Source organism: Streptomyces sp. NPDC051684 (assembly GCF_044453445.1).
Classification (GTDB): Bacteria; Actinomycetota; Actinomycetes; order Streptomycetales; family Streptomycetaceae; genus Streptomyces.
In genome coordinates this window covers 195,934-222,257 of record NZ_JBITCS010000001.1, presented here as the reverse complement: position 1 = coordinate 222,257, position 26,324 = coordinate 195,934, and the positions used below count along the sequence as shown (strand labels likewise).

The window sequence follows — 26,324 nt, the reverse complement described above, 5'->3', positions numbered from 1 at the left end:
TTTGTCGTAAACCTAGCGGCCCCTCACCGGAACGGGTGATCGAGACGGGAATGGAGGGCAGGCTGGGATCATGGATTGGCTGAAGAAACTCCCCGTCGTCGGGCCGCTGTTCGCCCGGCTGATGCGGACACACGCCTGGCACGCCTACGAACGGCTCGACGAGGTGCGCTGGTCCCAGCTCGCGGCGGCGATGACGTTCATCAGCTTCCTCGCGCTGTTCCCGCTGCTCACCGTGGGTGCGGCGGTGGCCGCCGGCACCATGGGCCCCGACCAGCAGAAGAAGCTGGAGCAGACGCTCAGCGATCAGGTCCCGGGCATCTCCAACCAGTTGGACATCGGGGCGCTGGTCGACAACGCGGGCACGATCGGGCTCATCGCGGGAGCGCTGCTGCTGTTCACGGGTGTCGGCTGGGTCGGCTCGATGCGGCAGTGCCTGCGGGACGTGTGGGAGCTGCCCGACCCCGACGAGAACGCGATCATGCGCAAGCTCAAGGACGCCGGGGTCCTCGTCGGCCTCGGCCTCGCGGGCATCGTGTCGATCGCGGCGTCCACGCTCGCGAACACGGCCGTCGACTGGACGGCCGACCAGATCGGCATCGACAAGGCGGGCTGGGGCGGCATACTGCTCCAGGCCGCCGCCTTCGGGATCGCGGTCCTCGCGGACTTCCTGATCCTGCTGTACGTCCTGGCCCTGCTGCCCGGAGTACAGCCCGGCCGCCGCGATCTGATCACCGCGGCACTGATCGGGGCGGCCGGTTTCGAGCTGCTGAAACTGGTGCTCAGCGGCTATATGAAGGACGTGGCGGCGAAGAGCATGTACGGGGCCTTCGGTACGCCGGTGGCCCTGCTCCTGTGGATCAACTTCACCGCGAAACTGCTGCTGTTCTGCGCCGCCTGGACGGCGACCGGCCGGAAGGGCCTGCGCAAGACCGAGGAGGCGGAGGCCGAAGCGGAGGCGAAGGCGGAGGAGAAGGCGGAGGAGAAGGCCGAGCAGGAAGCGGAGGACATCAGCCCTTCGTGATCCTCAGCGGCCACTTCTTGCGCACCACGAACACCGCACCCGCGAGCACCACGAGCACCCCGCCCATGATCGCGAGCGCAATCCCGACGCCGCTGGAGCCGCCCGAGGTGACGGCGGCGTGCGCGGCCGGCTTGGCGCCCGCGTCGCCGGAGCCCGGGGACGCCGAGCCCGTGGGCGTCTTGCTCCTCGGCTGGACGAGATGGCCGACGGGGGAGACCTTGCCGTCCGCCTGGAAGCCCCAGTCGAAGAGCCGCGCGGTCTCCTTGTAGACGGCCTGGCTCTCCTTGGCCTTCGGGTTCATCACGGTCACGAGCAGCACCCGGTTCCCGCGCTCGGCGACGCCCGTGAACGTGGCGCCCGCGTTGGTCGTGTTGCCGTTCTTCACGCCCGCGATGCCCTTGTACGCGGGCAGCCCGAAGGAGCCGGTCAGCAGCCGGTTGGTGTTCTGGATGCCGAAGCGCTTGGTGGTCTTGCCCTTCTTCTCCTTCAGCGGGAACTCGGCGGTGGCCGTCGCGGCGTACTCCCGGAAGTCCTTCTTGTGCAGCCCGGACCGGGCGAAGAGCGTGAGGTCGTACGCGGAGGAGTGCTGCCCCGGCATGTCGTAGCCGTCGGGGCTGACGACGTGGGTGTCGCCCGCCTGGAGCTCGTCGGCGTGCGCCTGCATGTCCTTGACGGTCTGCGCGACGCCCTGGTTCATGGCGGACAGCACGTGCACCGCGTCGTTGCCCGAGCGCAGGAAGACGCCGAGCCACAGATCGTGCACCGAGTACGTGAAGCCCTCCTTGACGCCGACGAGGCTCGATCCCGCGCCCATCCCGGCCAGGTCGGAGGGGACCACCTTGTGCGTCGTCGTCTTGGGGAACTTCGGCAGCACGGTGTCCGCGAACAGCATCTTCAGCGTGGAGGCCGGCGGCAGCTCCCAGTGCGCGTTGTGCGAGGCGAGCACCTCGCCCGACTCGGCGTCCGCGACCAGCCAGGACTTCGCCGTCAGATCCTTCGGCAGGACGGGCGCGCCGCCCTGGAGGTTGACCTGCGTGCCCGGCTTCCCCAACTGGGCCCCGCCCACCCGGGACATCGACGCGGGCGGCTTGTCGGCCTTGTCCTTGTCCTTGTCCGCGGCGGCCGCGGGCAGCGCTCCGGTGATCGTCAGGGCGGAGGCGGCGAACAGCACCGCGGCCTTCTTGAAGTGCGACGTCGGTCGCGCAGCGTGGGAGTCGGGCACGCTGGTGAAGGTACCTGTACCCGCCCTGTAAGTCTCCACCGCGGCGTCCTGTGTTCGCCCCGACCCACCCCGGCGGCGGTGTGCGAGGCCGCGCGGCGATACTGAGGGCATGAAGCTCAGCCGCCCCGTGTCCTGGTTCCTGCTCGCCTTCGGGGTGTGGAGCTGGGTCATCTGGATCACTTTCGTCAAAAACCTCGTCAAGGACGGCAGCGGCCTCGCCTTCGACGACGCCGGGGATCCGACCGCGTACTTCTGGGTGCATCTGACGCTCGCCGTCGTCTCCTTCGTATTGGGGACGGTTGTCGGGGGCATCGGGTTGCGTTCCGTGCGCGCACTGCGTCGGACCTCATAGGCGTCCGGGCAGATGGTCGTCGTCTTCGTTCTCGTCGCCGCAGCCGTCCTCGCGGCGTTCGCGGCCCTGCACTACTACGCGTGGCGCCGTCTCGTGCGCGAGACGACCGCCAAGGGCGGGTGGCCCAGACGGATCGGCACCCTCGTCTTCGTCGCCGGGCCCGTGCTGGTGTTCGCGGCCCTCGGGGCGGAGCGGGGCGGTGCGCCGTTTCTCCTGCAACAGGTGCTGGCCTGGCCCGGGTTCCTGTGGCTGGCGTTCGCGCTCTATCTGCTGCTCGCGCTGCTCGTGGGGGAGGTCGTGCGGCCGGTGCTGGCGCGGCTGATGGGCGCTCGGCCCGCACCCCGCGTGGATCCGATCCCGGTGCCGGAACTGACGGAGCTGCCGCAGCTCGACCCGGTGGTCGGCGTCCTGGACGACACGGTCGGCCGCCCGCTCGCCCCCACCCGCCGTCTCGTCCTCGCCAGGACCGTCGGGGCCGCCGCGACCCTGGCCGCCGCCGGAGTCGTGGCAGGCGGCGCGTACGGGGTGCTGCGCGGCCCGACGGTGAAGCGGGTCACCGTACCGCTGGCCAAACTGCCGCGCGCCGCCCACGGGTTCAGGATCGCTGTGGTCAGCGACGTCCACCTCGGGCCCGTCCTCGGCCGGGGCTTCGCCGAGAATGTCGTCGACACGATCAACGCCACGCAGCCCGACCTGATCGCCGTCGTGGGCGACCTCGTCGACGGGAGCGTCGAGGACCTCGCGCCCGCCGTCGCCCCGCTGGCCCGGCTCAGTGCCCGGCACGGCACGTACTTCGTCACCGGCAACCACGAGTACTTCTCGGGCGCCGACCCGTGGGTGGACCACGTGCGCGAGCTCGGCCTGCGCCCGCTGGAGAACGCGCGCGCCGACATCGGCGCCTTCGACCTCGCGGGGGTCAACGACATCGCGGGCGAGAACTACGGCGAGGGTCCCGACTACGCGAAGGCGCTCGGCGACCGCGACACCTCCCGGGCCTCCGTCCTCATGGCCCACCAGCCCGTGATGATCCATCAGGCCGTGCAGCACGGCGTCGACCTCCAGCTCTCGGGGCACACCCACGGCGGCCAGCTGTGGCCGGGCAACTTCGTCGCGGCCGCCAGCAATCCGACCCTCGCGGGCCTCGACCGGTACGGCGACACCCAGCTGTACGTCAGTCGGGGCGCGGGCGCGTGGGGGCCGCCGGTGCGGGTGGGCGCGCCGTCCGACATCACCGTGGTGCAGCTGGCTTCCAAGCAGGCCTGAGACCGGTCGGGGACGTCAGGCCTTCCTGCGTCGCCCCGTCGGCTTCGCGCGGCGGCGCAGGGCCAGCAGGCCGCCGCCCGCGAGCGCGGCGAGGGCCGCGGAGCCGCCGAGCGCCCAGTCGTCGCCGTGCGCGCCGCCGGACGGGCTCGCCGCGGCGGGCCCCGCGCCCGCCACGTGGGGCTCGCGGGTCGGCCTCGGGCGCTCGCTCAGCGGCGTGGCCAACTCGCCGACCGGACGCACCTTGTCCGCCGCCTTGAAGCCCCAGTCGAGCAGCGCGGCCGTCTCCTCGTACACCGCCTCGTAGCCGGACTCCGGGTGCATCACGGTGACCAGGAGGGTGCGGCCGCCGCGGGTCGCGGCGCCGGTGAAGGTGTTGCCCGCGTGCGAGGTGTAGCCGTTCTTGACGCCGATGAGGCCCGGGTACGGGGTGACGCCCTGCCCGGTCAGCAGGCGGTCGGTGTTCTGGATCTGGAACGTCTTGGAGCCGCCCGCCGGGAAGTCGGCGACCTTGGTGGCGCAGTAGCCGCGGAAGTCGTCGTTCTTGAGGCCCGCGCGGGCGAACAGCGTCAGGTCGTACGCGGACGACACCTGCCCCTTGTGGTCGAAGCCGTCCGGGCTGACGACGTGCGTGTCGTTCGCCCGGAGGTCCTTCGCGCGCGCCTGCATCTGCGCGACCGTCTTGTCGACGCCGCCGTTCATGTTCGCGAGCACATGCACCGCGTCGTTGCCGGAGCGAAGGAACACGCCCTGCCACAGCTGGTGCACGCTGTACGTCGTCCCGGCCTGGATGCCGACGAGGCTGGAGCCGAACGGTATGTCCGCGAGGTCCTCGGGCGTCACCTTGTGCTTCAGCGTGTGGTCGAACTTCGGCAGCACCGTGTCCGCGAACAGCATCTTCAGCGTGGAGGCCGGCGGCAGCCGCCGGTGCCCGTTGTACGAGGCGAGCACATCGCCGCTGTCGTTGTCGGCGATCAGCCACGCCTTCGCGGCGAGCCTCGGCAGCTTCGGCGCGCCCGCCCGGTACCGGACCTGGATGCTCGAGGCCGCCGAGGCGGACGGCGCGGGCAGGGCGACGGCCGCGGCCGTCGCCGCCCCGAGGCCGAGGGCGGCGCGGCGGCTGAACTGTGGGGGGAATGCTGAGGTCGTGCCGGGCATTCCGCGAAGGTACAGGCCAAAGGGCGGGTAAAGACCGGCGGGTCCCTAACGCTTGCCCAGGGTGCGCGTCATCCCCGGCAGGAAGTCGATGAACAGCTCGTGCACCTCCAGGACGAGCGGCCGCAGCACCCGGAACCGGGCGAGCGCCACGCCCCGCGTCGTGAGCCGGGCGCCCCGGTCGGCGAGCCGCCGGCTGCGTTCGCGCCCCTCGGAGCTGTCGAACACCCAGTACAGGACGAGCCCCATCTGGGACAGCCACATCAACTCCGGGAGGATCTCCGCGAGTTCCGCGGGCACCTTGGCCTTCGAGCCGGCGAGCACCTCCCGGTGGAGCTCGATCGCGATCTCCCGGGCGTGCTGCGACTCGGCGGAGAACGGGCTGAGCGGGGAGTCCGGGTCGGCCGCGTTCTTGAAGAACTGGGCCGCGAACTCGTGGTACGGCTCGGCGATCTCCAGCCAGGCCCGCAGTACGCCCGCGAGCCGTGCCTGGAGGTCGGTCTCCGTGTCGAGCACGGACCGGACCGCCGCCTGGTGTTCGGCGGTGATCCGGTCGTAGAACCCCTGGATCAGGTGTTCCTTGCCCCCGAAGTAGTAGTACGCGTTGCCGACCGAGACCCCGGCCTCCTGGGCGATGGCCCGCATGGTGGTCTTGTCGTAGCCCCGCTCCCGGAACAGCCGCATCGCGGTCTCCAGGATGAGCGCCCGCGTCTGCTCGCTCTTCGCGGGCTTCTCGGGTTTCGCCGGGGCGTCCGCGCTCTTCTTCAGGGGTTCGTCTGCTGCCACGGTCCCGAGCCTAATCGGCCGTGCGGCAGCCGCTGTCGCAGGCGGGCGGCGCGTGGAACCAGCCGCGCTGCGGGTCGTAGGTCCAGCCGTCCTGGCGCTGCTGCTGGAGTTCGCGGTACTTGGCGGCGCCCAGCACCGCGTGCTTGGCGAACCGCAGACCCATGGGCGTCGCCATCCGGTGCGAGGTGGCCCGGTACTCGCGCAGCGCCCACATGCACACGACCCAGGCGGCGGCGCCGCGGTAGATCTGGCCGCCGTCGCCGATCACGGTGATCTCGCGGAGCGTGGCCGAGTGGTCGAGGCCGGGGAAGAGCGCCCGGGCCCGTGCGTGCCCGGCGGGCACCAGGTCGAGCGGCACCAACTGGCGCTGCTTGACCAGCCAGTTGCGGACGTGGGTGCACAGCGCGCAGTCGGCGTCGTAGAGGACCGTGAGCCGGCGGACCGGGACCACCCCCGTGGCGCCCCGGTCCGCCAGGTCCGTTCCCACCGCTGTCACGCCCCGGCCACCGGGGCGGCCCAGCCCTGCGGCGGGACGGGCGGCTGCTGCTCCCGCTCCATGACGCCGCGCCGCCGGATCTTGTTGAGGACGTAGACGTTCCCCAGGTGCATCACACCGAGCACGAGCAGGACGACCCCGAGCTTGGTGGACAGCGCCTCGAACACCTCGCGGGTGCTCGCTATGTCCTCGTCGCCGCTCAGGTACAGGGCGACGAATCCGAGGTTGACCAGGTAGAAGCCCACCACCAGAAGGTGGTTGACGGCCTCGGCGAGCTTCTCGTTCCCGTGCAGCACGTCGGCCAGGAAGATCCGGCCGTTGCGGCTCAGGGTGCGGGCCACCCAGATGGTCAGACCGATGCTGACGACCAGGTAGACGACGTATGCGACGACTGTGAGGTCCATGCCCCACCCTCCTTGAACGCGTTCAAAAACGCTGACGGTCATGAATCTAGACCCGTTTTTGAACATGTTCAAGCGAGAGTTGTGGGTGGGACCGTGAACGTGACCAGGGCCTCAAACGGAGGCTTCAGTTCCGCGCCAGCTCCGGCCTCTTGAGGTAGTCCGTGAGGCCGACGACGTTGCCCCAGGGGTCGGCGAACTCCACCACGTGACCGGTGGAGGTGGAGAAGGGGGCGTCGAGCAGCTCGATGCCCCCGGCGCGCAGCCCGTCGGCCGCCGCCCGCGCGTCCGGCACCTCCAGCCACAGCCGCGTGGTGGGCCAGCCGGGCGGCCGGTGTTCGAAGCCGTCCTCGGCCCGCAGCAGCAGCCCGGGCGTCTCCTTGCCGGCCGCGAGCAGCGCGATCCCGGCCTCGTCGATACGGACCTTCACGGGGAACCCGACGCGCTCGTAGAAGGTGACGGCCTCGGCCAGGTCGCCGACGGGGAACAGGACGTTGTCGAACCCGAGGATCTCCAGGTCTGCATCATGCGACATGGCGTCAGATTAGCCATGAGACGGGCAAATCATGGCAATGCGCTTCACCGGCGTATCCGTGGCGCCCCGGTCGCGGCGGTCATCAGGCAGTACACGGACGTGGTGGCGGCGAGGAACAGCAGGTTGTTCTTGGCCCCGCCCCACACGATGTTGGCGACCGGCTCGGGCGTGAGCAGTCGTCCGAGCAGGGTGCCGTCCGGGTGGTAGCAGTGCACGCCGCCGGTCATGGCCGCGGCCCACAGGTGCCCCTGGTCGTCGAAGCGGATGTTGTCGAACCGCCCGAGCCCGTCCTTCATCTCCGCGAACACCGTGCCCTCGCCGAGGGTCCCGTCCTCGCGCACGTCGAAGCCGCGCAGGACGCCGCCGCGGGTGTCGGACACGTACAGCCGGCTCTCGTCGGGGGAGAGCACCAGCCCGTTGGGCGCCCCGAACCCGTCGGCGGCGAGCGTCACTTCACCGCTGCCGGGTTCGATCCGGTACACGTTGTTCGCGCCGATCTCCGACTCCGCGCGAAAGCCCTCGTAGTCGCTGGTGATCCCGAAGTCCGGGTCGGAGAACCAGATGGTGCCGTCCGAGCGCACCACGGCGTCGTTCGGGCTGTTGAACCGCTTGCCCCGCCAGCGGTCGGCGAGCACGGTGAGCGTCCCGTCGTGCTCGGTCCGCGTCACGCGCCGGTTGCCCTGCTCGCAGTGGATCAGGCGGCCCTCGCGGTCGGGGGCGTTGCAGTTGACGTAGCCCGCGGGCGAGCGGAAGACGCCGACGGTCCCGGTCGTCTCGTCCCAGCGCAGCAGCCGGTCGTTGGGGATGTCGCTCCAGACGAGCTGTCGCCAGGCGGGCAGGTAGACGGGCCCCTCGGTCCAGCGGCCGCTGCTGTCCAGGACCTCGAAGTAGTCGTCGCCGCTCGCGCACCGCCCGGTACGGAAACGCTCGTCGAGGATCTCGTACGAGACGGGAACGCGCTCTACGGCCACGGTCATCCTCCAGGATGCGAAACAGTATGCAGTTCGGCTGATCTCGACTATGACAGAACGAGATATGGTTCCGCCATGGAAATCGTGGACGAAGTCGACCGCAGGCTGATCGCGGCGCTCCAGCGCGACGCGACGACGGCCTACGCGGCACTCGGCAAGGAAGTGGGCCTGTCGGCGGGCGCGGCCCACGAGCGCGTCCGCAAACTGCGCGAGCGCGGCGTCATCCGCCGTACGACGGTGGACGTGGACCCGGCAGCCGTCGGCCAGGGCGTCCTCGCGTACGTGATGGTCGACTCGACGGCCTGGATGGGGGAGTCGGCGGCCGCCTTCGCGGCGATCCCGGAACTCGTGGAGGCCCATGTCATCGCGGGCAGCGCCGCGGTCCTGGTCAAGGTCCGCTCGGCGACGACGGAGCAACTCCAGGACGTGCTGCGGCGGTTGTACGCCATCGACGGGGTGAGCGGGACGCAGGCGACTGTGGTGCTCGAGACCTTCTTCGAGCGGCCGGTGGCGACGGATCCGGCGGCCCTCGGCCAGCACGCCCCCGAAAAGGGGTGTGGGCCCCGCTCCTCATGAGGAGCGGGGCCCACACCCGGGCACGACCGACAGGTCAGAAGCGGCGCGTGATCAGCGCCCGCTTCACTTCCTGGATCGCCTTGGTGACCTCGATGCCACGCGGGCAGGCGTCCGTGCAGTTGAAGGTGGTGCGGCAACGCCACACACCGTCACGGTCGTTGAGGATCTCCAGGCGCTGCTCCCCGGCCTCGTCGCGCGAGTCGAAGATGAAGCGGTGGGCGTTCACGATGGCGGCAGGACCGAAGTACTGGCCGTCGTTCCAGAACACCGGGCAGGACGACGTGCACGCGGCGCACAGGATGCACTTGGTGGTGTCGTCGAAGCGGGCCCGGTCCTCGTCGGACTGGTGGCGCTCACGCGTCGGCTCGTTGCCCGTCGTGACGAGGAACGGCATGACGTCGCGGTACGCCTGGAAGAACGGGTCCATGTCCACCACGAGGTCCTTGAGGACCGTGAGGCCCTTGATGGCCTCGACCGTGATGGGCTTCTCCGGGTTGATGTCCTTGAGAAGCGTCTTGCAGGCAAGACGGTTCTTGCCGTTGATCCGCATCGCGTCGGACCCGCAGATGCCGTGCGCGCAGGAGCGACGGAACGTCAGCGTGCCGTCCTGCTCCCACTTGATCTTGTGCAGCGCGTCGAGAACCCGCTCCTTGGGGTCCATCTCCAGCTGGAAGTCCTGCCAGGTCGACTCGTCGGAGACCTCCGAGTTGAACCGGCGCACGCGCAGCGTGATCGTGATGTTCGGGGTGTCGGCGAAGCCGGCCTCGGGCGCGCCCGCCGCTTCCGCCTTGTCCATGGTCGGGGTAGCCATCAGTACTTACGCTCCATCGGCTGGTAGCGGGTCTGGACGACCGGCTTGTAGTCGAGACGGATGGACTCGCTGCCGTCGTCGCCGACCTCGCGGTACGCCATGGTGTGGCGCATGAAGTTGACGTCGTCGCGGGTGGGGAAGTCCTCGCGGTAGTGACCACCGCGGGATTCCTTGCGCGCCAGGGCGGAGGTCGCCATGACCTCGGCCAGGTCGAGCAGGTTGCCCAGCTCGATGGCCTCCAGGAGGTCGGTGTTGAACCGCTTGCCCTTGTCCTGGACGGACACGTTCTTGTAGCGGGCGCGCAGCTCGGCGATCTTCTCGACGGCCGTCTTGATCGTCTGCTCGGTGCGGAACACCATCACGTTGGCGTCCATGCACTCCTGCAGCTCGTTGCGGATGACCGCGACGCGCTCGGTGCCCGTCGAGTCGCGCAGCTGCTCGATCAGGTTCTCGACCAGCTGCGCCGGGTTCTCCGGCAGCTCGACGAAGTCGGCCTTGTGGGAGTACTCGGCGGCCGCGATGCCCGCACGACGCCCGAAGACGTTGATGTCGAGCAGCGAGTTGGTGCCGAGACGGTTGGCGCCGTGCACCGAGACGCAGGCGACCTCACCGGCGGCGTACAGGCCCGGGACGACGGTGGTGTTGTCCGCCAGGACCTCACCCTCGACGTTCGTCGGGATGCCGCCCATGGCGTAGTGCGCGGTCGGCTGGATCGGGATCGGGTCCGTGTAGGGCTCGATGCCGAGGTACGTGCGCGCGAACTCCGTGATGTCCGGGAGCTTGGCGTCGAGCTGCTCCGGCGGGAGGTGCGTGAGGTCGAGGTAGACGTGGTCGCCCTCGGGACCGCAGCCGCGGCCCTCACGGATCTCCGTGTAGATGGAGCGGGACACGACGTCACGGGACGCGAGGTCCTTCATGACCGGCGCGTACTTCTCCATGAAGCGCTCGCCGTCCTTGTTGCGGAGGATGCCGCCCTCACCACGGGCGCCTTCCGTAAGGAGGATGCCCATGCGCCAGATGCCGGTCGGGTGGAACTGGAAGAACTCCATGTCCTCCAGCGGGATCCCGCGCCGGTAGCACGCCGCCTGGCCGTCGCCGGTCAGGGTGTGCGCGTTGGACGTCACCTTGAAGAACTTGCCGGTGCCGCCGGACGCGTAGATGACCGACTTCGCCTGGAAGATGTGGATCTCGCCGGTGGCCAGCTCGTAGGCGACCACACCGGCGGACTTCTTGACGCCGTCTTCCTCGACGATCAGCTGGTCCAGGACGTAGAACTCGTTGAAGAACTCCACGCCCTCCTTCACGCAGTTCTGGTACAGCGTCTGAAGGATCATGTGGCCCGTGCGGTCCGCGGCGTAGCAGGACCGGCGGACCGGGGCCTCACCGTGGTTGCGGGAGTGACCGCCGAAGCGGCGCTGGTCGATGGTGCCGTTCGGCGTGCGGTTGAACGGCAGGCCCATCTTCTCCAGGTCGAGGACCGAGTCGATGGCCTCCTTCGCCAGGATCTCGGCGGCGTCCTGGTCGACCAGGTAGTCGCCGCCCTTGATCGTGTCGAAGGTGTGCCACTCCCAGTTGTCCTCCTCCACGTTGGCCAGCGCGGCGGCCATGCCGCCCTGCGCGGCGCCCGTGTGGGACCTGGTGGGGTAGAGCTTGGTCAGCACGGCGGTGCGGCTGCGCTTCGTCGACTCGATGGCCGCGCGCATGCCGGCGCCGCCGGCGCCGACGATGACGGTGTCGTACTTGTGAATCTTCACTGGTTCGCTCGCCTCGGCTTTAACGGATGTTCGGGTCGAAGGTGAAGATCACCAGCGTGCCCAGCAGGACGGTGAAGACCGTCGCGGCGTACAGCAGGCCCTTCAGCCACATACGGGTCTGGGGGCGCTCGGCGTAGTCGTTGATGACGGTACGCAGGCCGTTCGCGCCGTGCAGCATCGCGAGCCACAGCATCAGCAGGTCCCAGCCCTGCCAGAACGGGGACGCCCAGCGGCCGGCCACGAAGGCGAAGCCGATCTTGGAGACGCCGCCGTCCAGCACGAGCTGGATCAGCAGGTGGCCGAGGACCAGGACGACGAGGACGACACCCGACAGGCGCATGAACAGCCATGCGGCCATCTCGAAGTTGCCGCGCGTCGAGCGCGGGGTCTTCGAGGTGCGCTTGCGCGGGGGCTCGATGTACGGGGCCGGGTTGTCGACGTCGTAGAGCGAGACGCCCTCGACGGGACCGACGCCGGACTGTGCGGGGGTGGTGTCAGCGGACATGTCTGGCCTCAGCTCCCGAAGAGTGCGCGGACGGCGTGGCCGAGGACGGGGTACAGGGCCCCGACCATGAGGACGATCCAGATGCCCATGACGGTCCAGAGCATCTGCTTCTGGTAGCGCGGGCCCTTCGACCAGAAGTCGACGGCGATCACACGCAGACCGTTGAGCGCGTGGAACAGAATCGCGGCCACGAGGCCGTATTCCAGAAGCGCGACGATCGGCGTCTTATAGGTACCAACGACATCGTCGTACGCCTCGGGGGAGACGCGGACGAGAGCGGTGTCGAGGACGTGCACGAACAGGAAGAAGAAAATGAGGACACCGGTGACTCGATGAGCCACCCACGACCACATGCCTTCCCGGCCGCGGTACAGCGTTCCAGCCGGCACGGAAGAACCCTCCGGGAGCGGGGACTAGAGCCGCGCCGGCTTCAGTGTCGGGCGGGCCCGGCCGGGTACGGTCCACCGGCCGCTCGTCATCGTATCGACGAGCTGTCGGAACACTCGCACGGGGGCCTTATGTGTGATCAAACAGGCAATCAAACAGGCACGTACGGGCTATTGATGCCGGTTTCCCGGCCGGTTTCGGCGCGCGTCAGCCGGGCGAGTCGGCCCCGGGCGAGTCGCCGCAGCTCCTCGGCGGCCAGTTCGCGCTCGTGCACCGGGTCGTGGCCGAGCCGGGTGCGCAGGGCCGCGAGCAGGTGGTCGAGGGCCTCGCTCGGCGCGATGCCGTCCAGACAGATCACGAAGGGGTGGCCGAAGCGGGTCTGGTACGCGCCGTGGGCCGCGACCAGCGCGGTGTTCGCGGCGGAGTACGCCGAGTAGCCCGAGTGCCCCGAGTACGCGGCGGGGTCGGGCGGCAGCACCAGGTCCTCGCCGGTCAGCGCCTCGGTGATGTCGGCGGGGGCCAGGTCGTAGGCCGCCTCGTCCGCCGCAGCGAGCAGCGCGTCCACGTCCGGGTAGGGGCGGTGCGCGGCGACCCGGCTCGCCCAGGCCCGGCTGCGGCAGCACGTGTGCAGGGTCTGCTCGGCGGCCTCCCGCGGCAGCGCGTTGAAGCGTGCGAGGCCTCCGGCGGTGCCGGGTGCCGTGGCCTGGGCCGGTACGACCGGTGCGGGCAGGCGGCCGGGAGTCTGGAGCGGGCTCAGCGGGGGCCTCCGGCGGCGGGGCTGGCGGGGTGGATGTGCCGCAAACGTTAGCCAGAGCTTGTCGTGAGTGTCCGGCGGATGTGTGAAATTCACTCGGACGGGCCGGTTTGCGAAGGCTGGGTGGACGGTAGCGCGGGTTGCCGTGTTTGTTCGTTTCTTCGAGCGGCTTCCGACTCGTCGTGGTTGCGTTCGCGCAGTTCCCCGCGCCCCTGGAGGGGCACCGTTACCGTCGGCAACGTACGTGTCGGTCTTACAGGGTCTAGTGAGGTGCGCGTGGTGAAGGAGCGGCAGGCTCTGGTGGCCGTTGGCGTCGGGGTCGTCCTGGTCGCGGTCGCGGGGTGCGGGGGTGGTGGCGGGTCGCCCTCCGACGGGAAGTCGGCGACGACCTCGGCGCCCTCGCCCACCCGTTCGTACCCCCTGTCCAAGCCCGCGCACACGATCCCCGAGGTGCGCGACTTCACGCCCGCGCACGGGCCCGGCTGGAAGCCGGACGGCGGCAAGGTCGTCGTGAAGGACGGCGAACTGGCCGACGAGGGGCGCCTGCTCGCCGACGAGCTGGACCTGAAGTACGCCGGGTCGGGCGAGGACGCGGGGGTCGGCGACGTCGAGCTGTCGATCGGCGGGGACGACGACAAGGGCGGCGCGAACCCGGAGTCGTACCGGATGGCCGTCGAGGGCGGCACCGTGCGGATCACCGGGCCGAGCGACACCGGCGTGTACTACGGAACGCGCACCCTCAAGCAGGAGGTGCACGACGGTGCGCGGGCACCGGAGGGCGTCACCGCCGACGAGCCCGCCAAGGCGCAGCGCGGCTTCAACCTGGACATCGCGCGCAAGCACTTCACGGCCGACTGGATCAAGGACCGGATCCGGGACATCGGCGACCTCAAGTACAACCAGCTGGGGCTGCACTTCTCCGACGACCAGTCCTTCCGGATCGCGTCCGACTCGCATCCCGAGATCGTCTCCAAGGAGCACCTGAGCAAGGCGCAGGTGAAGGACATCCTGAAGCTCGCCGCCCAGCGGCACATCACGGTCGTGCCGGAGATCGACTCGCCGGGGCACCTGGGCGCGGTCATCGCCGCGCACCCCGACCTCCAGCTGCGCGACGCGAGCGGGGTGGCGGCGCGCGGCGCCGTCGACATCTCGAAGCCGGGTGCCGCGAAGATCGTCGACGATCTCCTGAAGGAGTACGCGAAGCTGTTCAAGGGTGCGTACTGGCATCTGGGCGCCGACGAGTACCGGGCGCTGATGAGCGAGAACCCCGAGACCTCCTACCCGCAGCTCGCCGCCGCGGCGCGCGAGAAGTACGGGGCGAACGCGAAGGTCCAGGACCTCGCGCAGGGCTGGCTCAACGACCGGGCGAAGACCATGGCGCCGTTCGACCGGAACCTGAAGGCCTGGAACGACGGGTTCTACAAGGGCGGGATCGTCCAAGCCGACAAGGGCATCGAGGTCGCGTACTGGACCGGCAAGGAGATCGGGGCGCGCGAGCCGCTCGAGTATCTGGACGAGGGCCGGAAGGTGACCAACTACAACGACGAGTTCCTGTACTACGTCCTCGGCCAGCCCAACACCTTCGTCTATCCGACCGGTGAGCGGATCTACAAGAGCTGGACGCCGCGCGTGCTGCGCGGCACGAGCCCGGTGCCCGCGAAGTACGACGACCAGATCCTCGGCGGCTCCTTCGCCGTCTGGTGCGACCTCGCCGGATCGCAGACCCCGGAACAGGTCGCCAAGGGCATCCGGATGCCGCTGCGGGCGACCGTGCAGAAGCTGTGGGACCCGAAGGAGCCGGAGCTGAGCTGGCCGAAGTTCGTCGACCTGGCCGACAAGCTGGACGGCTGACGGCCGCGATCCGCCGTTCTGGTGGCGAAGTCCCTTGTGGCTGTGGTCTATTCGGCCGCAGGTACGACGTTTGTGGCGTACACCGGGACGGGGGGAACGGGCATGGGTTACTGGGGCTATTACGTGGTCGCCAGAAGCGGCCGGCCGCTGGACAAGTGCGAGGCCCTGAGCGGCGTGCGCGAGGAGCTGACGCTCCTGGAGGAGCGGGCCGGCGGCTGGCAGGTGTGGGAGTGCCCCGGCGGCGGCGAGCAGCCGCGGGACGTGGGCAGCATGAACGCGCTGGCGGCGGAGACCGGGGCGCCCGCCCTGTTCGCCTACGTCATGGACTCCGCCTGCGCGGTCGTCGAGGCGGCGGGCCCCGAGAGCGGCGCGTGGACGGCGTGCCTGGGGCGCTCCGCGATGACCGGGTACATCGGCGGGGACGAACGCGCCCTGGAGGACTACTTCCTGCCGCCGGGCGACGCCGCCGAGCGGGCCGTCGGCTGGGCCGAGGAGTGCGGCCGCGAGGTGCCGCTGGCGCCGCTCGACGAGGTGCTGCGCGCGGCCGCCGAGCCCTCCGCCGAGGAGCTGTTCTTCCGCTTCCTCGACCGGCTCGGAGTGGGCGGGCAGTGACGTTCTGTGCTGCGCGGACGCAGTTGGTTGCGTAGGTGCGAAGAGGAATTGCTGGGTCCGCGTCCGGAGGAGCGTTGCGTCGATGAGCCTGGTGGAACTGATCGCGCAGGCCGATGAGCGAGGCCTCGCCACGAGCGGGCTCGGCTGCCTCGACCGGTGTGTGCCGCTGCTCGGCGTCGGCGGGCCCGGCGATCCGGAGGAGGACGTGCTGCGCCCGCTGTGGGCGAGTCTCGCGGAGGACGGCGCGGACTGGGGAGCGCGGCTCGTGGCGGCGCGCGGCGCGCTGAAGGGCGCCGCGGGCGAGGGCGAGGCCGCCGACCTGGTGCGCCGGATGCTCGGGGCCGCGCCGGAGCGGGCGGTGCCCGAGGCGTGGCGGGAGTGGGCGGACGCCTGCTCGGTGGCCGCGCTCCAGGTGCACCGGATGCTCGATGTGGCGGAGGACCGGGCGGCCAGCGTGAGCGCGCGCCGCGAGGGCCGCACCGAGGGCATGTCGCCGTTGGTCGCGGCCGAACTGCGCCGCCAGACCCAGATCCTGGAGCTGCTCGCGGGCGGTGGCGCGGGCGGCCTTCGGCAGGCCCTGGTCGTCTCGACGGAGGGGCGCAGGGTGCTGCGGGCGGCCGTCTCGCGGCGCGCCCGGGGACGCGGCTGACGACCTCGTAGACATTGGCGCACGCGCCGGTGCGAAACGGGCGTGCGGGCGGAGGATGAGAGGCGATGCGCGCAGCGAGCCGCGCAGCCGCCGATGGAGGAGGCCGAGTCCCGTGGCCGACACCCGCCCCGCCGCCCAGAGCCAGGACCAGCCGCCGCCGGATCCGCGCCGCTGGTGGGCCCTCGTCGTCATCGCGGTCGCCCAGCTGATGGTCGTCCTCGACATGACCATCGTGAACATCGCGCTGCCCTCGGCCCAGACCGATCTGGGCATGACCGACGGCAACCGGCCGGGGGTACCCCCACGCCTTTAGGGCCTGTCGTTTGGATCAGGCCGGGCTCGCGGGGCCTGGCACGCACGCTCGCGGCGTTGTCGTCGGTCGACGACGCTCCGCGTCGCCTCCCTCCTCCGCCTTGCGATCGCACGCACCAGGCCCCGCTCCCTGATCCGGCCTGATCCAAACGACAAGCCCTAGGGCAGTGGGGGAGGGTGATCACCGCGTACACGCTCGCCTTCGGCGGGCTGCTGCTGCTCGGCGGGCGGATCACCGATCCGATCGGCCGCAAACTCGCCTTCTGCGTCGGCCTGTTGGGGTTCGCCGCCGCGTCTGCCCTCGGTGGCGCCGCGGCCGGGCCCGGGATGCTGCTCGGGGCGCGGGCGCTGCAAGGCGTGTTCGCCGCGCTGCTCGCGCCCGCCGCGCTCTCGCTGCTCGCGACGACCTTCACCGAACCCCGGGAGCGCAGCCGCGCGTTCGGCGTGTTCGGGGCGTTCGTCGCGGCCCTGGGGCGATCCGTTGGTGCTCTCCCTGCTCATCGGGGGAGTGGCCCTGCTCGTGGCCTTCGGCCTCTGGCAGCGCCGGGCGCGAGTGCCGCTGCTGCCGATCGCCGTGATCAGGGACCGGCAGCGCGTCGGGGCGTCTGCACGATCCTGTTCGTGACCATCGGGATGTTCGGCGTCTTCCTCTTCCTGACGTACTGCATGCAGCGGGCGCTCGGGTACTCGCCGGTGAAGACGGGTGTGGCCTATCTGCCCATCACGGCGGGCATGATCGTCGGCTCGACGCAGGTCGCCGCGCGGCTGCTGCACCGGGTGCCGCCGCGCGCCCTGATGGTCCCGGGGCTGGTCGTCGCGGCGGGCGGCCTCACGATCATCGCGCAGGTGGGGACCGAGCCCGCGTACGCCTCGCATCTGCTGCCGGGCATGCTGCTGCTCGGTCTCGGCATGGGCACGGCCATGATGACGTCGGTGTCGCTCGCGACCGGCAGCGTCGCCCCGCAGGACGCGGGCGCGGCCTCGGCGACCTTCAACACCGCGCAGCAGGTGGGCGGTTCGATCGGCACGGCGCTGCTCAACACGATCGCGGCGAGCGTCACCGCCCGCTACCTCACCGAGCACGCGACGCCCGGCGCCGACCGCCGCGCCCTCGCCGCGGGCGCCGGGAGCGGCGGACACGGCACCGGTGGCCGACGCCGTGACGGAGAAGGCCGTGGGGGACTGAACGGCCCCCACGGCCCTCGGTGGTGCAACGCGCGTGCTACGGAGCCAGGTTGGTGCCCAGGCGCCCGGTCGCGGGCGTGCCGAGCTTGGCCTTCGTGAGGTTGCTGGTCGAGGACAGGCCCAGACCGCCGGAGTTGCTCGGTACGTAGGTCAGCATGCCCTCGCCCGTGTTCTCGCCCGCCGAACCGAGCACCAGGTCGGTGCGCCCGTACCCGGAGAGGTCGGTCAGGGCGACCGCCGAGCCGAGGTTGTCGTTCGTCTCGGTGTCGCCGGGAACGCCGGCCGTGTCCTGCGTGACGGTGAGCGCGCCGGTGCCGGTGATCCCGGTCGACGTGCCCTTCAGCAGGATCGAGTTGCCGGCGTTGGAGCGGTTCGAGGTGCGGGTGATGTCCTCGTTCGGGGCGCCCGCGAGGACGTCCGCGTAGCCGTCGAGGTTGTAGTCGCCGACCGCGATCGAGGCGCCCATCGCGTCGCCCGCCTCGGCGACGCCGGGGACGCCCGAGGTGTCCTGGTGGACGGTCCTGGCGCCCGAGGTGGTCAGTCCGCCCGCGGTCGTGGACGTGGGCAGCGAGCCCTTGACGAAGGTGACCTGGCCGCCGGCCGCCGCGCCGGACTCGGCGGTGTACGGCTGGCCGATGGCGATGTCGTCGATGCCGTCGCCGTTGATGTCGCCCGCGCCGATGGAGCGGCCGCCCTTGACGGACAGCGTCGCGGCCTTGCGCAGGCCGCCGGAGCCGCCCTTGTACCAGACGACCTTGCCGATGCCCGCGCCGTCGCGGTAGTTGAGCGCGACGTCCGCGTAGCCGTCCCGGTTGAAGTCGCCGGAGGCCGCGTCGGCGTTGGACAGGTTGTCCTCGGTCGTGGTGATCGCGGAGTCGGTGTCCCAGCCGTCGCCGTAGCGGGCGCTCCAGGTGCCGCCGGTGCCGGTGGAGGCGGCGAACACGTCGGCGGTGCCGTCCGCGTTGAAGTCGCCGACGGCCACGGCGGAGCCGAAGCGCGCGTTGGTCAGCTCGTAGCTGCCGTCCATGTTGACGCCGGTGCCGGTGGTGAAGTCCGGTCCGTTCAGGATCGTGTACGCGCCGCGGTCGGCGTGGCCGGCCGTGTCGTCCTCGCCGGGCTGGCCGACGACGACGTCGGTGTGGCCGTCGCCGTTGATGTCGCCGGTGGCGGTGGAGGCGCCGAACTCGTCACCGCTCTCGCCCGCGCCGGGCACGCCCGCACTCGACTGCGAGATCAGCTTCTTGCCGGTGGCCGTGGGGCCGGAGACGCTGCCGGGCACGAGGGCGATCTGGCCGCCGCTCGACCCCTTCGGCAGTCCCGCCACGATGTCGTCGGTGGCGTCGCCGACGACGTTCTGGGACGCCAGGGCGTGCGAGACGCCGGGGGCGGCGGCCTGCGTCGCGACGCGGCTCAGCTTCGGGTACAGGTTCGCGCCGGGGCACGCGGTGGCGTTGGTGTCCCGGTGGCCGAAGACGCGGGGGAGCGTGATGGTGGTGTCCTTGGCGACCTTGTTGCCGTCGGTGCCGAGGTCGCCGTTGGACGTCAGCGTCACCTTGTCGGTCGCCGTGATGCCGTACTGGCCGAACTTCCAGGCGACGACGCGGGAGATGGCGTCGAGCGCGGCCTTCGTGGGCTTCGCCGACTCGAAGTTGCCGATGTACGAGATGCCGACGGTGTCCGTGTTGAAGCCGTAGTCGTGGGCCCCGTGCACCGGCAGGTCCATGCCGCCGGTGCGGCCCTCGAATATCTGGCCGCAGCGGTCGACCACGAAGTTGTAGCCGATGTCGTAGTAGCCCTTGCCGACGTGGTCCTGCTGGATCTCGCGCAGCCGCTGGGCGCTCTGCGCGCACGGCACCTGGTTGTCCGAGTCGACGCCGGTGTGGTGCACGACGGCGGCCTTGATCTCCGTGTCGTACACGGGAGTTCCGTCGTGCGGGAGGCCGGAGCCCCACACCGACTGCGGGATGATCGCCGGCTTCACGACCGTCGAGGGGCGGGCCTCGGGCGGCGTCTCGTCGGAGCTGAACGCGGCGGGCTCGGCGGCGCCCTTGCGGGTGCCGGCGCCCGGGTCGATGAGCTTGACGTCCATGCCGGACGGCAGGTCGGCGGCCTCGCCGTCGGCATCGACGACCCGCACCTCGACGCCGTTCGAGGCGGTCTGCGTCGACACGGACGCGGTGCCGCCGCGGATGTCGGCTGCCGCGCGCTCGGCGCCGTCCGCGTCGTTGGTCTCCTTCGGCAGGGTGGTCCAGGAGCCCCACGTGCCGGACGCCGCGTCCCGCGCCCGGAACTGGGCCGTGCCGTCGATGCGGTCCTTCGGGTTCTTCCACGTCACGGACACGGCGTTGAACCGCTGCGTCGACTTCCGCGGAACGACCTTGCGGTCCGCCTTCGTCTCCAGGCCCAACGTGTGCACGGCAGCGGCCCGGTACGCGGCGGCCGGGGCCGCGTCGGTGCCGGGATCGGCCATCGCGTACGTCACGACTCCGGCGCCGCCGACCACGACCGCCCCCATCGTGATCCACGCTCTCCGCTTGAGACTCAGCGGCTTGTACGCGTGCGATCTGCGCGCGTCGGCCGCTTTTTCTCGCGAATGTCGCGGGCTCAATTGCCCCACCCCTTGATGAAGTTCACATGGACCCCGCGTGAAACGCGGGTAGATGCTCTATCCAGCGAACGACTGTCGAGAAGTGTCACCGGTTGCGCTGGTGTGGCCTACGTCACCTCCTGTGATCCGGCTTCCTGTGACGTTTTCGTGGAGGGCGGCGCTGATCCGGTCAGGGGGTGACCGGTTGGGCCAGGGAGGGGAACCCCGTCGCGCGCAGGCGCACGACGGGGAGCTGGGCGCGGCCGTCGCACGGGCGCAGGAGGGCGACGAGGCCGCCTTCGCCGTCGCCTACCGGCTCGTACAGCCGGGGCTGCTCGGCTATCTGCGCGGGCTCGTGGGCGACGAGGCGGAGGACGTCGCCTCCGACGCGTGGCTGGAGATCGCCCGGGACCTCGGCAGGTTCCGGGGCGACGGGGCGGGCTTTCGCGGCTGGACCGCGACCATCGCCCGACACCGCGCGCTCGATCTGCTGCGCCGTCAGAAGGTGCGGCCGAGGCCGGCCGCCCTGGAGCAGGACGTGCTCGAACTGCCCGGCGTGCAGGACACCGCGGAGCAGGCACTGGAGGCACTCTCCACCGAGCGCGCGCTGGCGCTGCTCGACCTGCTGCCGCCCGACCAGCGCGAGGCCGTGCTGCTGCGGGTCGTCGTCGGCCTCGACGCGCCCGCCGCCGCGCGGGTCCTCGGCAAGCGGCCGGGGGCCGTGCGCACGGCCGCGTACCGGGGCCTGAAGCGGCTCGCCCGCCGGCTCGGGGGCGACGGGCCGGGCGGGCGCCCGGTGTGACGGATCGGGTGGCGCGCACGCTGGGGGAGGCGAGATGACTGCCAATTCCTCGCCGCCGGTCGAACCCGATGCCGACGGGACCGCCGTCGGCGCGCTGCTCGCCGGTGCCGTGGCCGGGACACCGGACGCGGACGGTGAGCGGAAGGCGCTCGCCGCCTACCGCGCGGCCCGCGACTCCGGCGCGCTCGCCGCGCCCCCACGCCGCCGTGACGACTGGAGGGCGGGCGATATCAGCCCCGCCGGCGATTGAGGCGCGGGGTCCGGGGCGGAGCCCCGAGACGTGTGCCTACGAAGGGGCGGGGACACGCACGCGGAACCGGGCGGCAGCCCATATGCGGGACGGCCGAGGTCGCCACCCCCCACAGGAGAGACCCCGGCCGCCGCGCGTCACGGGTCGCGAGCGGCCCGTACTTGTCTCAGCGTCGCCGGTGCGTTTTCTGTCACACCTCCCTGAGGAACCGTTGGTTGCCCGTTGTACGAACATGGACGCGAGGACGTTTCAGGCCGTAGCGTTCTGGTTCGCGCCGGGCGCGCACCCGTTTCGACGGCGCACATGGCTTCACGGCCGGAGCAGGGCAGGGGCAGGGAGTGCTGGGGGACGACGCGGAGCTGACCGCCGCGGTGCTTGCGGCGCGGGACGGGAGCGAGGCCGCTTTCCGGACCGTGTACCGCGCCGTGCACCCACGGCTGCTCGGATATGTGCGCACGCTCGTCGGCGATCCGGACGCGGAGGACGTCGCGTCGGAGGCCTGGCTGCAGATGGCCCGCGACCTCGACCGCTTCGAGGGCGACGCCGACCGGTTCCGCGGCTGGGCCGCCCGGATCGCCCGCAACCGGGCGCTCGACCACATACGCATGCGGGGACGCCGGCCCGCCGTCGGCGGTGACGAGACCGAGCTCACCGGCCGACCCGCCCTCTCCGACACCGCGGGCGAGGCCATGGAGTCCCTCGCCACCGGCGACACCATGGCCCTCATCTCCAAGCTCCCGCAGGACCAGGCCGAGGCCGTCGTGCTGCGCGTCGTCGTCGGCCTCGACGCCAAGAGCGCCGCGCAGACCCTCGGCAAACGGCCCGGCGCGGTCCGCACCGCCGCGCACCGCGGCCTGAAACGGCTGGCCGAGCTGCTCGGCGCCGCCGATTCCACGGCGGCCGAGAGCGCCGCAGGCTCCCTCGAAGCGGTACCGACTCCACGGCGTGACCGCACCCGCACGGCGACGTCCGCAGGTGTGACGCATTCGCGTTCGCGGACGCAGAAGGACATGTGATGGCCGACGAGCACGACAAGTGGCTTAACCGCGACGCGGCGGACCGCCTGCTGCGCGGAGAGGCCCCGGTCGTCTCCGGAGACGACGCGGGGCGGGCCGACCGCCTGACCGCCGCGCTGCACGCGCTGACCGCGGTGCCGGCCGGGCCCGAGGGTGAACTGCCCGGTGAGGATGCCGCGTTGAAGGCGTTCCGCGAGACCCGCGCCGTCACAGCTGTGAACGCCGCTGTGAACGAGGCCGCGAGCGGCCCCGCGCGCCCGGGCCGCGCCCGGCGTGCCGCCCGGCCCGCTCCGAAGCCGGCCGCGCGGCGTTCGCGCTGGGGCCGTCCCGCGCGTCTCGGCGCGGTCGCCGCGTTCGCCGCCTGCATGGTCGGCGGGGTCGCGGTCGCCGCGGGAACCGGGGTGCTGCCCTCGCCGTTCCGCGGCTCGGACGATCCCGCGCCGGCCGCGTCGGTGTCCGCCGCCGCGAGCCCCGACCGCCCGCTCGCCTCGGCCTCCGCCGGGGTCACGGAGGACGGCCACGCGGTGCCGGGGCCGACGGAGTCCTCCGGCGCGCCCGGCAGCGGCTCCGCCTCGGGCCCCCCGTCCCACGACAAGGGCAAGGGCGCCCCCGGCTCCGGCCGTACGGCCAAGGGGAACGGCCCCAAGCCGGCCCAGAGCGCCACCGAAGGGGCGAGGGCCCAGGCGCGCAAGCTCGTCGAGACCTGCCGCAAGTACCGGGCGAGGCAGTTCGGTGCCGCGGACGTGCAGCGCCTCCAGGCGTCCGCGAAGGCCCTCGGTCAGGACGCGCGGAGCCTCGGCCGCTTCTGCGACCGGGTCCTGGCCCGGTCCGGCCACCCCACATCGTCGGCCGACAAGACCGCCTCGAACGACTCGGGCGACAAGAGCGGTTCCGGCAGCAAGAGCGCCACGAACAACGGCAACGGCTCGGGCGGCAAGAGCGACGGCTCGGGCGACGGCGGGAACGAGGACGAGGACGGTGACCCGGGCGCCGACGCGAGCCCCGGACCCGGCGTCAGCCCGAGCGCCGAACTCGACTCGGCCGCCGCCGCCCCCAGCCCCGACGTGAGCGCGCGCCTCAGCGACAGCACGAGCGCGAGCCCGACTCCGTGACCTGCGGAAACGCAACGGGCCAAAAAGGTTGCGCGCCAGGTGTGACGTTTCTGGACGCCGCGGCGCAGTAATGAGTGAGCCGACTGGTCATCGGCCGCGCACGAGCCCGGGTTCCCCCCGTACCTGGCGCTCAGTGCCACCGGCGCGGGTGGGACACGTTCCCCCGGTCCCACCCGCGCCCTTCAACATCTCGGCGTCGCGCCCTCGCCTGCGCGCCCTCACCAGTAGACGACGACCTTGTCGCCGACCCGGACCTGCGCGAACAGCCTCGCGATCGTCCGCTCGTCCTTGACATTCACACAGCCGTGCGAGGCCCCCGCGTAGCCGCGCGCCGCGAAGTCCCCGGAGTAGTGCACCGCCTGGCCGCCGCTGAAGAACATCGCGTACGGCATGGGGGAGTCGTAGAGCGTCGAGACGTGGTGCCGGGACTTGAAATCGACGTGGAAGACGCCCTCGCGGGTCGGTGTGTACTGGGACCCGAACCGCACGTCCGTCGTCAGGACGCGCTTGCCGTCCACCATCCACGCCAGGGTGCGGCTGGTCTTGCTGACGCAGATCGCCCGTCCCGTCATGCAGCGCGGATCCGGCTTCGCCGGGGGCTGCCCGCCGAACTGGTACAGCTCCCACTTGCCCGGCTCGTGCGTCATGTTCAGCAGGCGCTGCCAGGTCACGGTGTCCGTCTCACCCGTGCGCGGAAGGCCGCGCTTGCCCTGGAACCCCTTGACCGCGTCGGCGGTCACGTCGTCGTACGTGCCCGTGGGCCCGTTGTAGAGCCAGGCCACCTGGCGCAGCCGCGCCTGCAGCTCCCGTACGTCCTTGGAGCTGTCACCGGGGGCGAGGAGGACCTTCGGGGAGGGCTTCGCGGAAGGTGTCGCGGCGGGCTTGGCGTCGTCGCGGCCGGAGGGGGTGTGCGTCGCGGTGGGCGAGTCCGGTGTCCGCCCGCCCTCCACGGCCTGGGCCGTACAGCCGCCCACCAGGACGACCGTGCCGATGACGCCGATCATCGAACGTAGGACAGCTGTCCGCATGACATCCCCCGCCTGCCGGGCCGTGCTCTCTCGTCACGCCGGATACTGCCCACGCCGAAACGTGGAGAAGCCTGTGAGCAAGGTCCCAGCGCGGGACTCTCCACTGGCCGCACGCCCGTCGCTACAGTCCGTCGCGAGGGTCGTTCACTACTGGCAAGTAAGCATCGGCAAGTCATCGCTGGAGGCACAACCATGGCGCGCGAATCCGAGTCCGGACTGCCCATCGAGCCGGTCTACGGCCCGTCGGCTCTGGAGGGCTGGGACCCGGATCAGAAGCTGGGTGAACCGGGCGCGTACCCGTACACGCGCGGTGTGTACCCGACGATGTACACGGGCCGCCCGTGGACGATGCGCCAGTACGCGGGCTTCGGCACGGCCACCGAGTCCAACGCCCGCTACAAGCAGCTCATCGAGAACGGCACGATGGGCCTGTCCGTCGCCTTCGACCTGCCGACCCAGATGGGCCACGACTCCGACGCCCCGATCGCCTCCGGCGAGGTCGGCAAGGTGGGCGTCGCCATCGACTCCATCGAGGACATGCGCGTCCTGTTCGGCGGCATCCCGCTGGACAAGGTCTCCACGTCGATGACGATCAACGCGCCGGCCGCGCTGCTGCTGCTGATGTACCAACTCGTGGGCGAGGAGCAGGGGGTGCCGGCCGACAAGCTCACCGGCACCATCCAGAACGACGTGCTCAAGGAGTACATCGCCCGCGGCACCTACATCTTCCCGCCCAAGCCCTCGCTGCGGCTGATCGCGGACATCTTCAAGTACTGCAAGGCCGAGATCCCGAAGTGGAACACCATCTCGATCTCCGGCTACCACATGGCCGAGGCGGGTGCCTCCCCCGCGCAGGAGATCGCCTTCACGCTCGCCGACGGCATCGAGTACGTCCGCACGGCCATCGCGGCCGGCATGGACGTCGACGACTTCGCGCCGCGCCTGTCGTTCTTCTTCGTCGCCCGTACGACGATCCTGGAGGAGGTCGCCAAGTTCCGTGCGGCGCGCAGGATTTGGGCGAAGGTGATGAAGGAGGAGTTCGGCGCCAAGAACCCCAAGTCGATGATGCTCCGCTTCCACACGCAGACGGCGGGCGTGCAGCTCACCGCCCAGCAGCCCGAGGTGAACCTGGTGCGCGTCGCAGTCCAGGGGCTCGGCGCGGTCCTCGGCGGTACGCAGTCGCTGCACACGAACTCCTTCGACGAGGCCATCGCGCTCCCGACCGACAAGTCCGCGCGCCTGGCGCTGCGCACGCAGCAGGTCCTCGCGTACGAGACCGATGTCACGGCCACCGTGGACCCCTTCGCGGGCTCGTACGTCGTCGAGAAGATGACGGACGACGTGGAGGCCGCGGCCGTCGAACTCATGGACAAGGTCGAGGAGTTGGGCGGCGCGGTCAACGCGATCGAGCGCGGCTTCCAGAAGAGCGAGATCGAGCGCTCCGCCTACAGCATCGCGCAGGAGACCGACTCCGGTGAGCGCGTCGTGGTCGGCGTCAACCGCTACCAGCTCGCCGGGGAGGAGCCCTACGAGCCGCACCGCGTCGACCCGGCGATCGAGGCGCAGCAGGCCGAGCGGCTCGCGAAGCTGCGGGCCGGGCGGGACCAGTCCGCGGTGGACGCGGCGCTCGCCGAGCTGAAGAAGGCGGCGGAGGGTGAGGACAACGTCCTCTACCCGATGAAGGACGCGTTGCGCGCCCGCGCGACGGTCGGCGAGGTGTGTGACGCGCTGCGAGGGGTGTGGGGGGCGTATGTCCCGTCGGAGACGTTCTGACCGTTGCGCTGCGACGGGGCTGAGCTCACGGGGCTCCGCCCCGGACCCCGCTGCTCAATCGCCGCAGGGGCTTGAGATACCAATCGCCGGCGGGGCTTGATCTATCAAGCCCCGCCGGCGATTGAGGCGCGGGGTCCGGGGCGGAGCCCCGAGGCGTGGGG

At 71.1% G+C, this 26,324-nt stretch carries 26 protein-coding genes and 2 pseudogenes; 14 read left to right on the top strand and 14 right to left on the bottom strand.

The window, feature by feature from the left end; all coding sequences use genetic code 11:
- Positions 1-70: 70 nt before the first annotated feature.
- Positions 71-1,021 (top strand): YihY/virulence factor BrkB family protein, encoded by a 951-nt coding sequence (locus ACIA8D_RS01070; RefSeq protein ID WP_399227812.1) that lies wholly within the window; start codon positions 71-73, stop codon positions 1,019-1,021.
- Here ACIA8D_RS01070 and ACIA8D_RS01065 read toward each other — a convergent pair.
- The gene (locus ACIA8D_RS01065; protein ID WP_399227811.1) at positions 1,008-2,243 is read right to left on the bottom strand and encodes a D-alanyl-D-alanine carboxypeptidase family protein; all 1,236 of its coding nucleotides are present in this window, start codon (positions 2,241-2,243) and stop codon (positions 1,008-1,010) included. The genes ACIA8D_RS01070 and ACIA8D_RS01065 overlap by 14 nt on opposite strands.
- Before the next feature lie 109 nt (positions 2,244-2,352).
- Here ACIA8D_RS01065 and ACIA8D_RS01060 point away from each other — a divergent pair, with 109 nt between their 5' ends.
- Both ACIA8D_RS01060 and ACIA8D_RS01055 read left to right on the top strand, forming a co-directional pair.
- Entirely contained in the window at positions 2,353-2,595 is a 243-nt protein-coding gene (locus ACIA8D_RS01060; protein WP_399227810.1) for an SCO4848 family membrane protein, read from the top strand.
- Positions 2,596-2,607: 12 nt separating this feature from the next.
- Positions 2,608-3,858, top strand: coding sequence for a metallophosphoesterase (locus tag ACIA8D_RS01055; protein ID WP_399227809.1), 1,251 nt, complete (start codon positions 2,608-2,610; stop codon positions 3,856-3,858).
- A 15-nt stretch (positions 3,859-3,873) separates the two neighbouring features.
- Here the strand turns inward: ACIA8D_RS01055 and ACIA8D_RS01050 are convergent, their stop codons facing one another.
- The 6 genes from ACIA8D_RS01050 to ACIA8D_RS01025 all read right to left on the bottom strand — a co-directional run bounded on the left by ACIA8D_RS01050 (position 3,874) and on the right by ACIA8D_RS01025 (position 8,205).
- A complete protein-coding gene (locus ACIA8D_RS01050; protein WP_399227808.1) occupies positions 3,874-5,013 on the bottom strand; it encodes a D-alanyl-D-alanine carboxypeptidase family protein in 1,140 nt (379 codons plus the stop codon).
- Positions 5,014-5,058: 45 nt separating this feature from the next.
- Entirely contained in the window at positions 5,059-5,796 is a 738-nt protein-coding gene (locus tag ACIA8D_RS01045) for a TetR family transcriptional regulator (protein WP_399227807.1), read from the bottom strand.
- Positions 5,797-5,806: 10 nt separating this feature from the next.
- Positions 5,807-6,292, bottom strand: a complete 486-nt coding sequence (locus ACIA8D_RS01040) for a thiol-disulfide oxidoreductase DCC family protein (RefSeq protein WP_399227806.1) — start codon at positions 6,290-6,292, stop codon at positions 5,807-5,809.
- On the bottom strand, positions 6,289-6,696 hold the full coding sequence (locus ACIA8D_RS01035; protein ID WP_399227805.1) for a hypothetical protein: 408 nt from the start codon (positions 6,694-6,696) through the stop codon (positions 6,289-6,291). Before ACIA8D_RS01035 ends, ACIA8D_RS01040 begins: the two co-directional genes overlap by 4 nt.
- A 124-nt stretch (positions 6,697-6,820) precedes the next feature.
- A complete protein-coding gene (locus ACIA8D_RS01030) occupies positions 6,821-7,228 on the bottom strand; it encodes a VOC family protein (protein WP_399227804.1) in 408 nt (135 codons plus the stop codon).
- 44 nt (positions 7,229-7,272) lie between these two features.
- Positions 7,273-8,205, bottom strand: a complete 933-nt coding sequence (locus tag ACIA8D_RS01025) for an SMP-30/gluconolactonase/LRE family protein (RefSeq protein ID WP_399227803.1) — start codon at positions 8,203-8,205, stop codon at positions 7,273-7,275.
- A 78-nt stretch (positions 8,206-8,283) separates the two neighbouring features.
- On the opposite strand from ACIA8D_RS01025, the gene ACIA8D_RS01020 reads away from it, so the two are divergent.
- Positions 8,284-8,775: an Lrp/AsnC family transcriptional regulator gene (locus ACIA8D_RS01020; protein ID WP_399228048.1), complete on the top strand. Its 492-nt coding sequence runs from the start codon at positions 8,284-8,286 to the stop codon at positions 8,773-8,775.
- 34 nt (positions 8,776-8,809) lie between these two features.
- On the opposite strand, the gene ACIA8D_RS01015 is transcribed toward ACIA8D_RS01020, so the two are convergent.
- The 5 genes from ACIA8D_RS01015 to ACIA8D_RS00995 form a co-directional block, all read right to left on the bottom strand.
- Complete coding sequence (locus tag ACIA8D_RS01015; protein WP_399227802.1) at positions 8,810-9,586, bottom strand: succinate dehydrogenase iron-sulfur subunit; 777 nt, start codon at positions 9,584-9,586, stop codon at positions 8,810-8,812.
- On the bottom strand, positions 9,586-11,340 hold the full coding sequence (gene sdhA / locus ACIA8D_RS01010; protein ID WP_399227801.1) for a succinate dehydrogenase flavoprotein subunit: 1,755 nt from the start codon (positions 11,338-11,340) through the stop codon (positions 9,586-9,588). Before sdhA ends, ACIA8D_RS01015 begins: the two co-directional genes overlap by 1 nt.
- 19 nt (positions 11,341-11,359) lie before the next feature.
- Entirely contained in the window at positions 11,360-11,845 is a 486-nt protein-coding gene (locus tag ACIA8D_RS01005; RefSeq protein WP_399227800.1) for a succinate dehydrogenase hydrophobic membrane anchor subunit, read from the bottom strand.
- 8 nt (positions 11,846-11,853) lie between these two features.
- The gene (gene sdhC / locus ACIA8D_RS01000; RefSeq protein ID WP_266713332.1) at positions 11,854-12,234 is read right to left on the bottom strand and encodes a succinate dehydrogenase, cytochrome b556 subunit; all 381 of its coding nucleotides are present in this window, start codon (positions 12,232-12,234) and stop codon (positions 11,854-11,856) included.
- Positions 12,235-12,383: 149 nt separating this feature from the next.
- Positions 12,384-13,082: a 2-oxo-4-hydroxy-4-carboxy-5-ureidoimidazoline decarboxylase gene (locus ACIA8D_RS00995; protein WP_399227799.1), complete on the bottom strand. Its 699-nt coding sequence runs from the start codon at positions 13,080-13,082 to the stop codon at positions 12,384-12,386.
- Positions 13,083-13,265: 183 nt separating this feature from the next.
- Here ACIA8D_RS00995 and ACIA8D_RS00990 point away from each other — a divergent pair, with 183 nt between their 5' ends.
- The 5 genes and pseudogenes from ACIA8D_RS00990 to ACIA8D_RS00970 all read left to right on the top strand — a co-directional run.
- Entirely contained in the window at positions 13,266-14,837 is a 1,572-nt protein-coding gene (locus ACIA8D_RS00990) for a glycoside hydrolase family 20 protein (RefSeq protein ID WP_399227798.1), read from the top strand.
- Positions 14,838-14,939: 102 nt separating this feature from the next.
- On the top strand, positions 14,940-15,449 hold the full coding sequence (locus ACIA8D_RS00985; protein ID WP_399227797.1) for a hypothetical protein: 510 nt from the start codon (positions 14,940-14,942) through the stop codon (positions 15,447-15,449).
- 82 nt (positions 15,450-15,531) lie between these two features.
- Positions 15,532-16,098: a hypothetical protein gene (locus ACIA8D_RS00980; protein ID WP_399227796.1), complete on the top strand. Its 567-nt coding sequence runs from the start codon at positions 15,532-15,534 to the stop codon at positions 16,096-16,098.
- A gap of 55 nt (positions 16,099-16,153) precedes the next feature.
- A pseudogene (locus ACIA8D_RS00975) lies at positions 16,154-16,387 on the top strand (hypothetical protein); the annotation flags it as partial.
- Positions 16,388-16,575: 188 nt separating this feature from the next.
- Positions 16,576-17,694 (top strand): annotated as a pseudogene (locus ACIA8D_RS00970) (MFS transporter); the annotation flags it as partial.
- Here the strand turns inward: ACIA8D_RS00970 and ACIA8D_RS00965 are convergent.
- The gene (locus ACIA8D_RS00965; RefSeq protein WP_399227795.1) at positions 17,633-20,110 is read right to left on the bottom strand and encodes an N-acetylmuramoyl-L-alanine amidase; all 2,478 of its coding nucleotides are present in this window, start codon (positions 20,108-20,110) and stop codon (positions 17,633-17,635) included. The pseudogene ACIA8D_RS00970 and the gene ACIA8D_RS00965 sit on opposite strands and share 62 nt — an antisense overlap.
- 277 nt (positions 20,111-20,387) lie before the next feature.
- On the opposite strand from ACIA8D_RS00965, the gene ACIA8D_RS00960 reads away from it, so the two are divergent.
- The 4 genes from ACIA8D_RS00960 to ACIA8D_RS00945 all read left to right on the top strand — a co-directional run bounded on the left by ACIA8D_RS00960 (position 20,388) and on the right by ACIA8D_RS00945 (position 23,362).
- Positions 20,388-20,984, top strand: a complete 597-nt coding sequence (locus ACIA8D_RS00960) for an RNA polymerase sigma factor (RefSeq protein WP_399227794.1) — start codon at positions 20,388-20,390, stop codon at positions 20,982-20,984.
- A gap of 34 nt (positions 20,985-21,018) precedes the next feature.
- Positions 21,019-21,234, top strand: coding sequence for a hypothetical protein (locus tag ACIA8D_RS00955; RefSeq protein ID WP_399227793.1), 216 nt, complete (start codon positions 21,019-21,021; stop codon positions 21,232-21,234).
- A 338-nt stretch (positions 21,235-21,572) separates the two neighbouring features.
- Entirely contained in the window at positions 21,573-22,250 is a 678-nt protein-coding gene (locus ACIA8D_RS00950; RefSeq protein ID WP_399227792.1) for an RNA polymerase sigma factor, read from the top strand.
- Complete coding sequence (locus ACIA8D_RS00945) at positions 22,250-23,362, top strand: hypothetical protein (RefSeq protein WP_399227791.1); 1,113 nt, start codon at positions 22,250-22,252, stop codon at positions 23,360-23,362. Before ACIA8D_RS00950 ends, ACIA8D_RS00945 begins: the two co-directional genes overlap by 1 nt.
- Positions 23,363-23,580: 218 nt before the next feature.
- On the opposite strand, the gene ACIA8D_RS00940 is transcribed toward ACIA8D_RS00945, so the two are convergent.
- On the bottom strand, positions 23,581-24,366 hold the full coding sequence (locus tag ACIA8D_RS00940) for a L,D-transpeptidase family protein (protein WP_399227790.1): 786 nt from the start codon (positions 24,364-24,366) through the stop codon (positions 23,581-23,583).
- 216 nt (positions 24,367-24,582) lie between these two features.
- Here ACIA8D_RS00940 and ACIA8D_RS00935 point away from each other — a divergent pair, with 216 nt between their 5' ends.
- Positions 24,583-26,163 (top strand): methylmalonyl-CoA mutase, encoded by a 1,581-nt coding sequence (locus ACIA8D_RS00935; RefSeq protein ID WP_399227789.1) that lies wholly within the window; start codon positions 24,583-24,585, stop codon positions 26,161-26,163.
- Positions 26,164-26,324 lie beyond the last annotated feature (161 nt).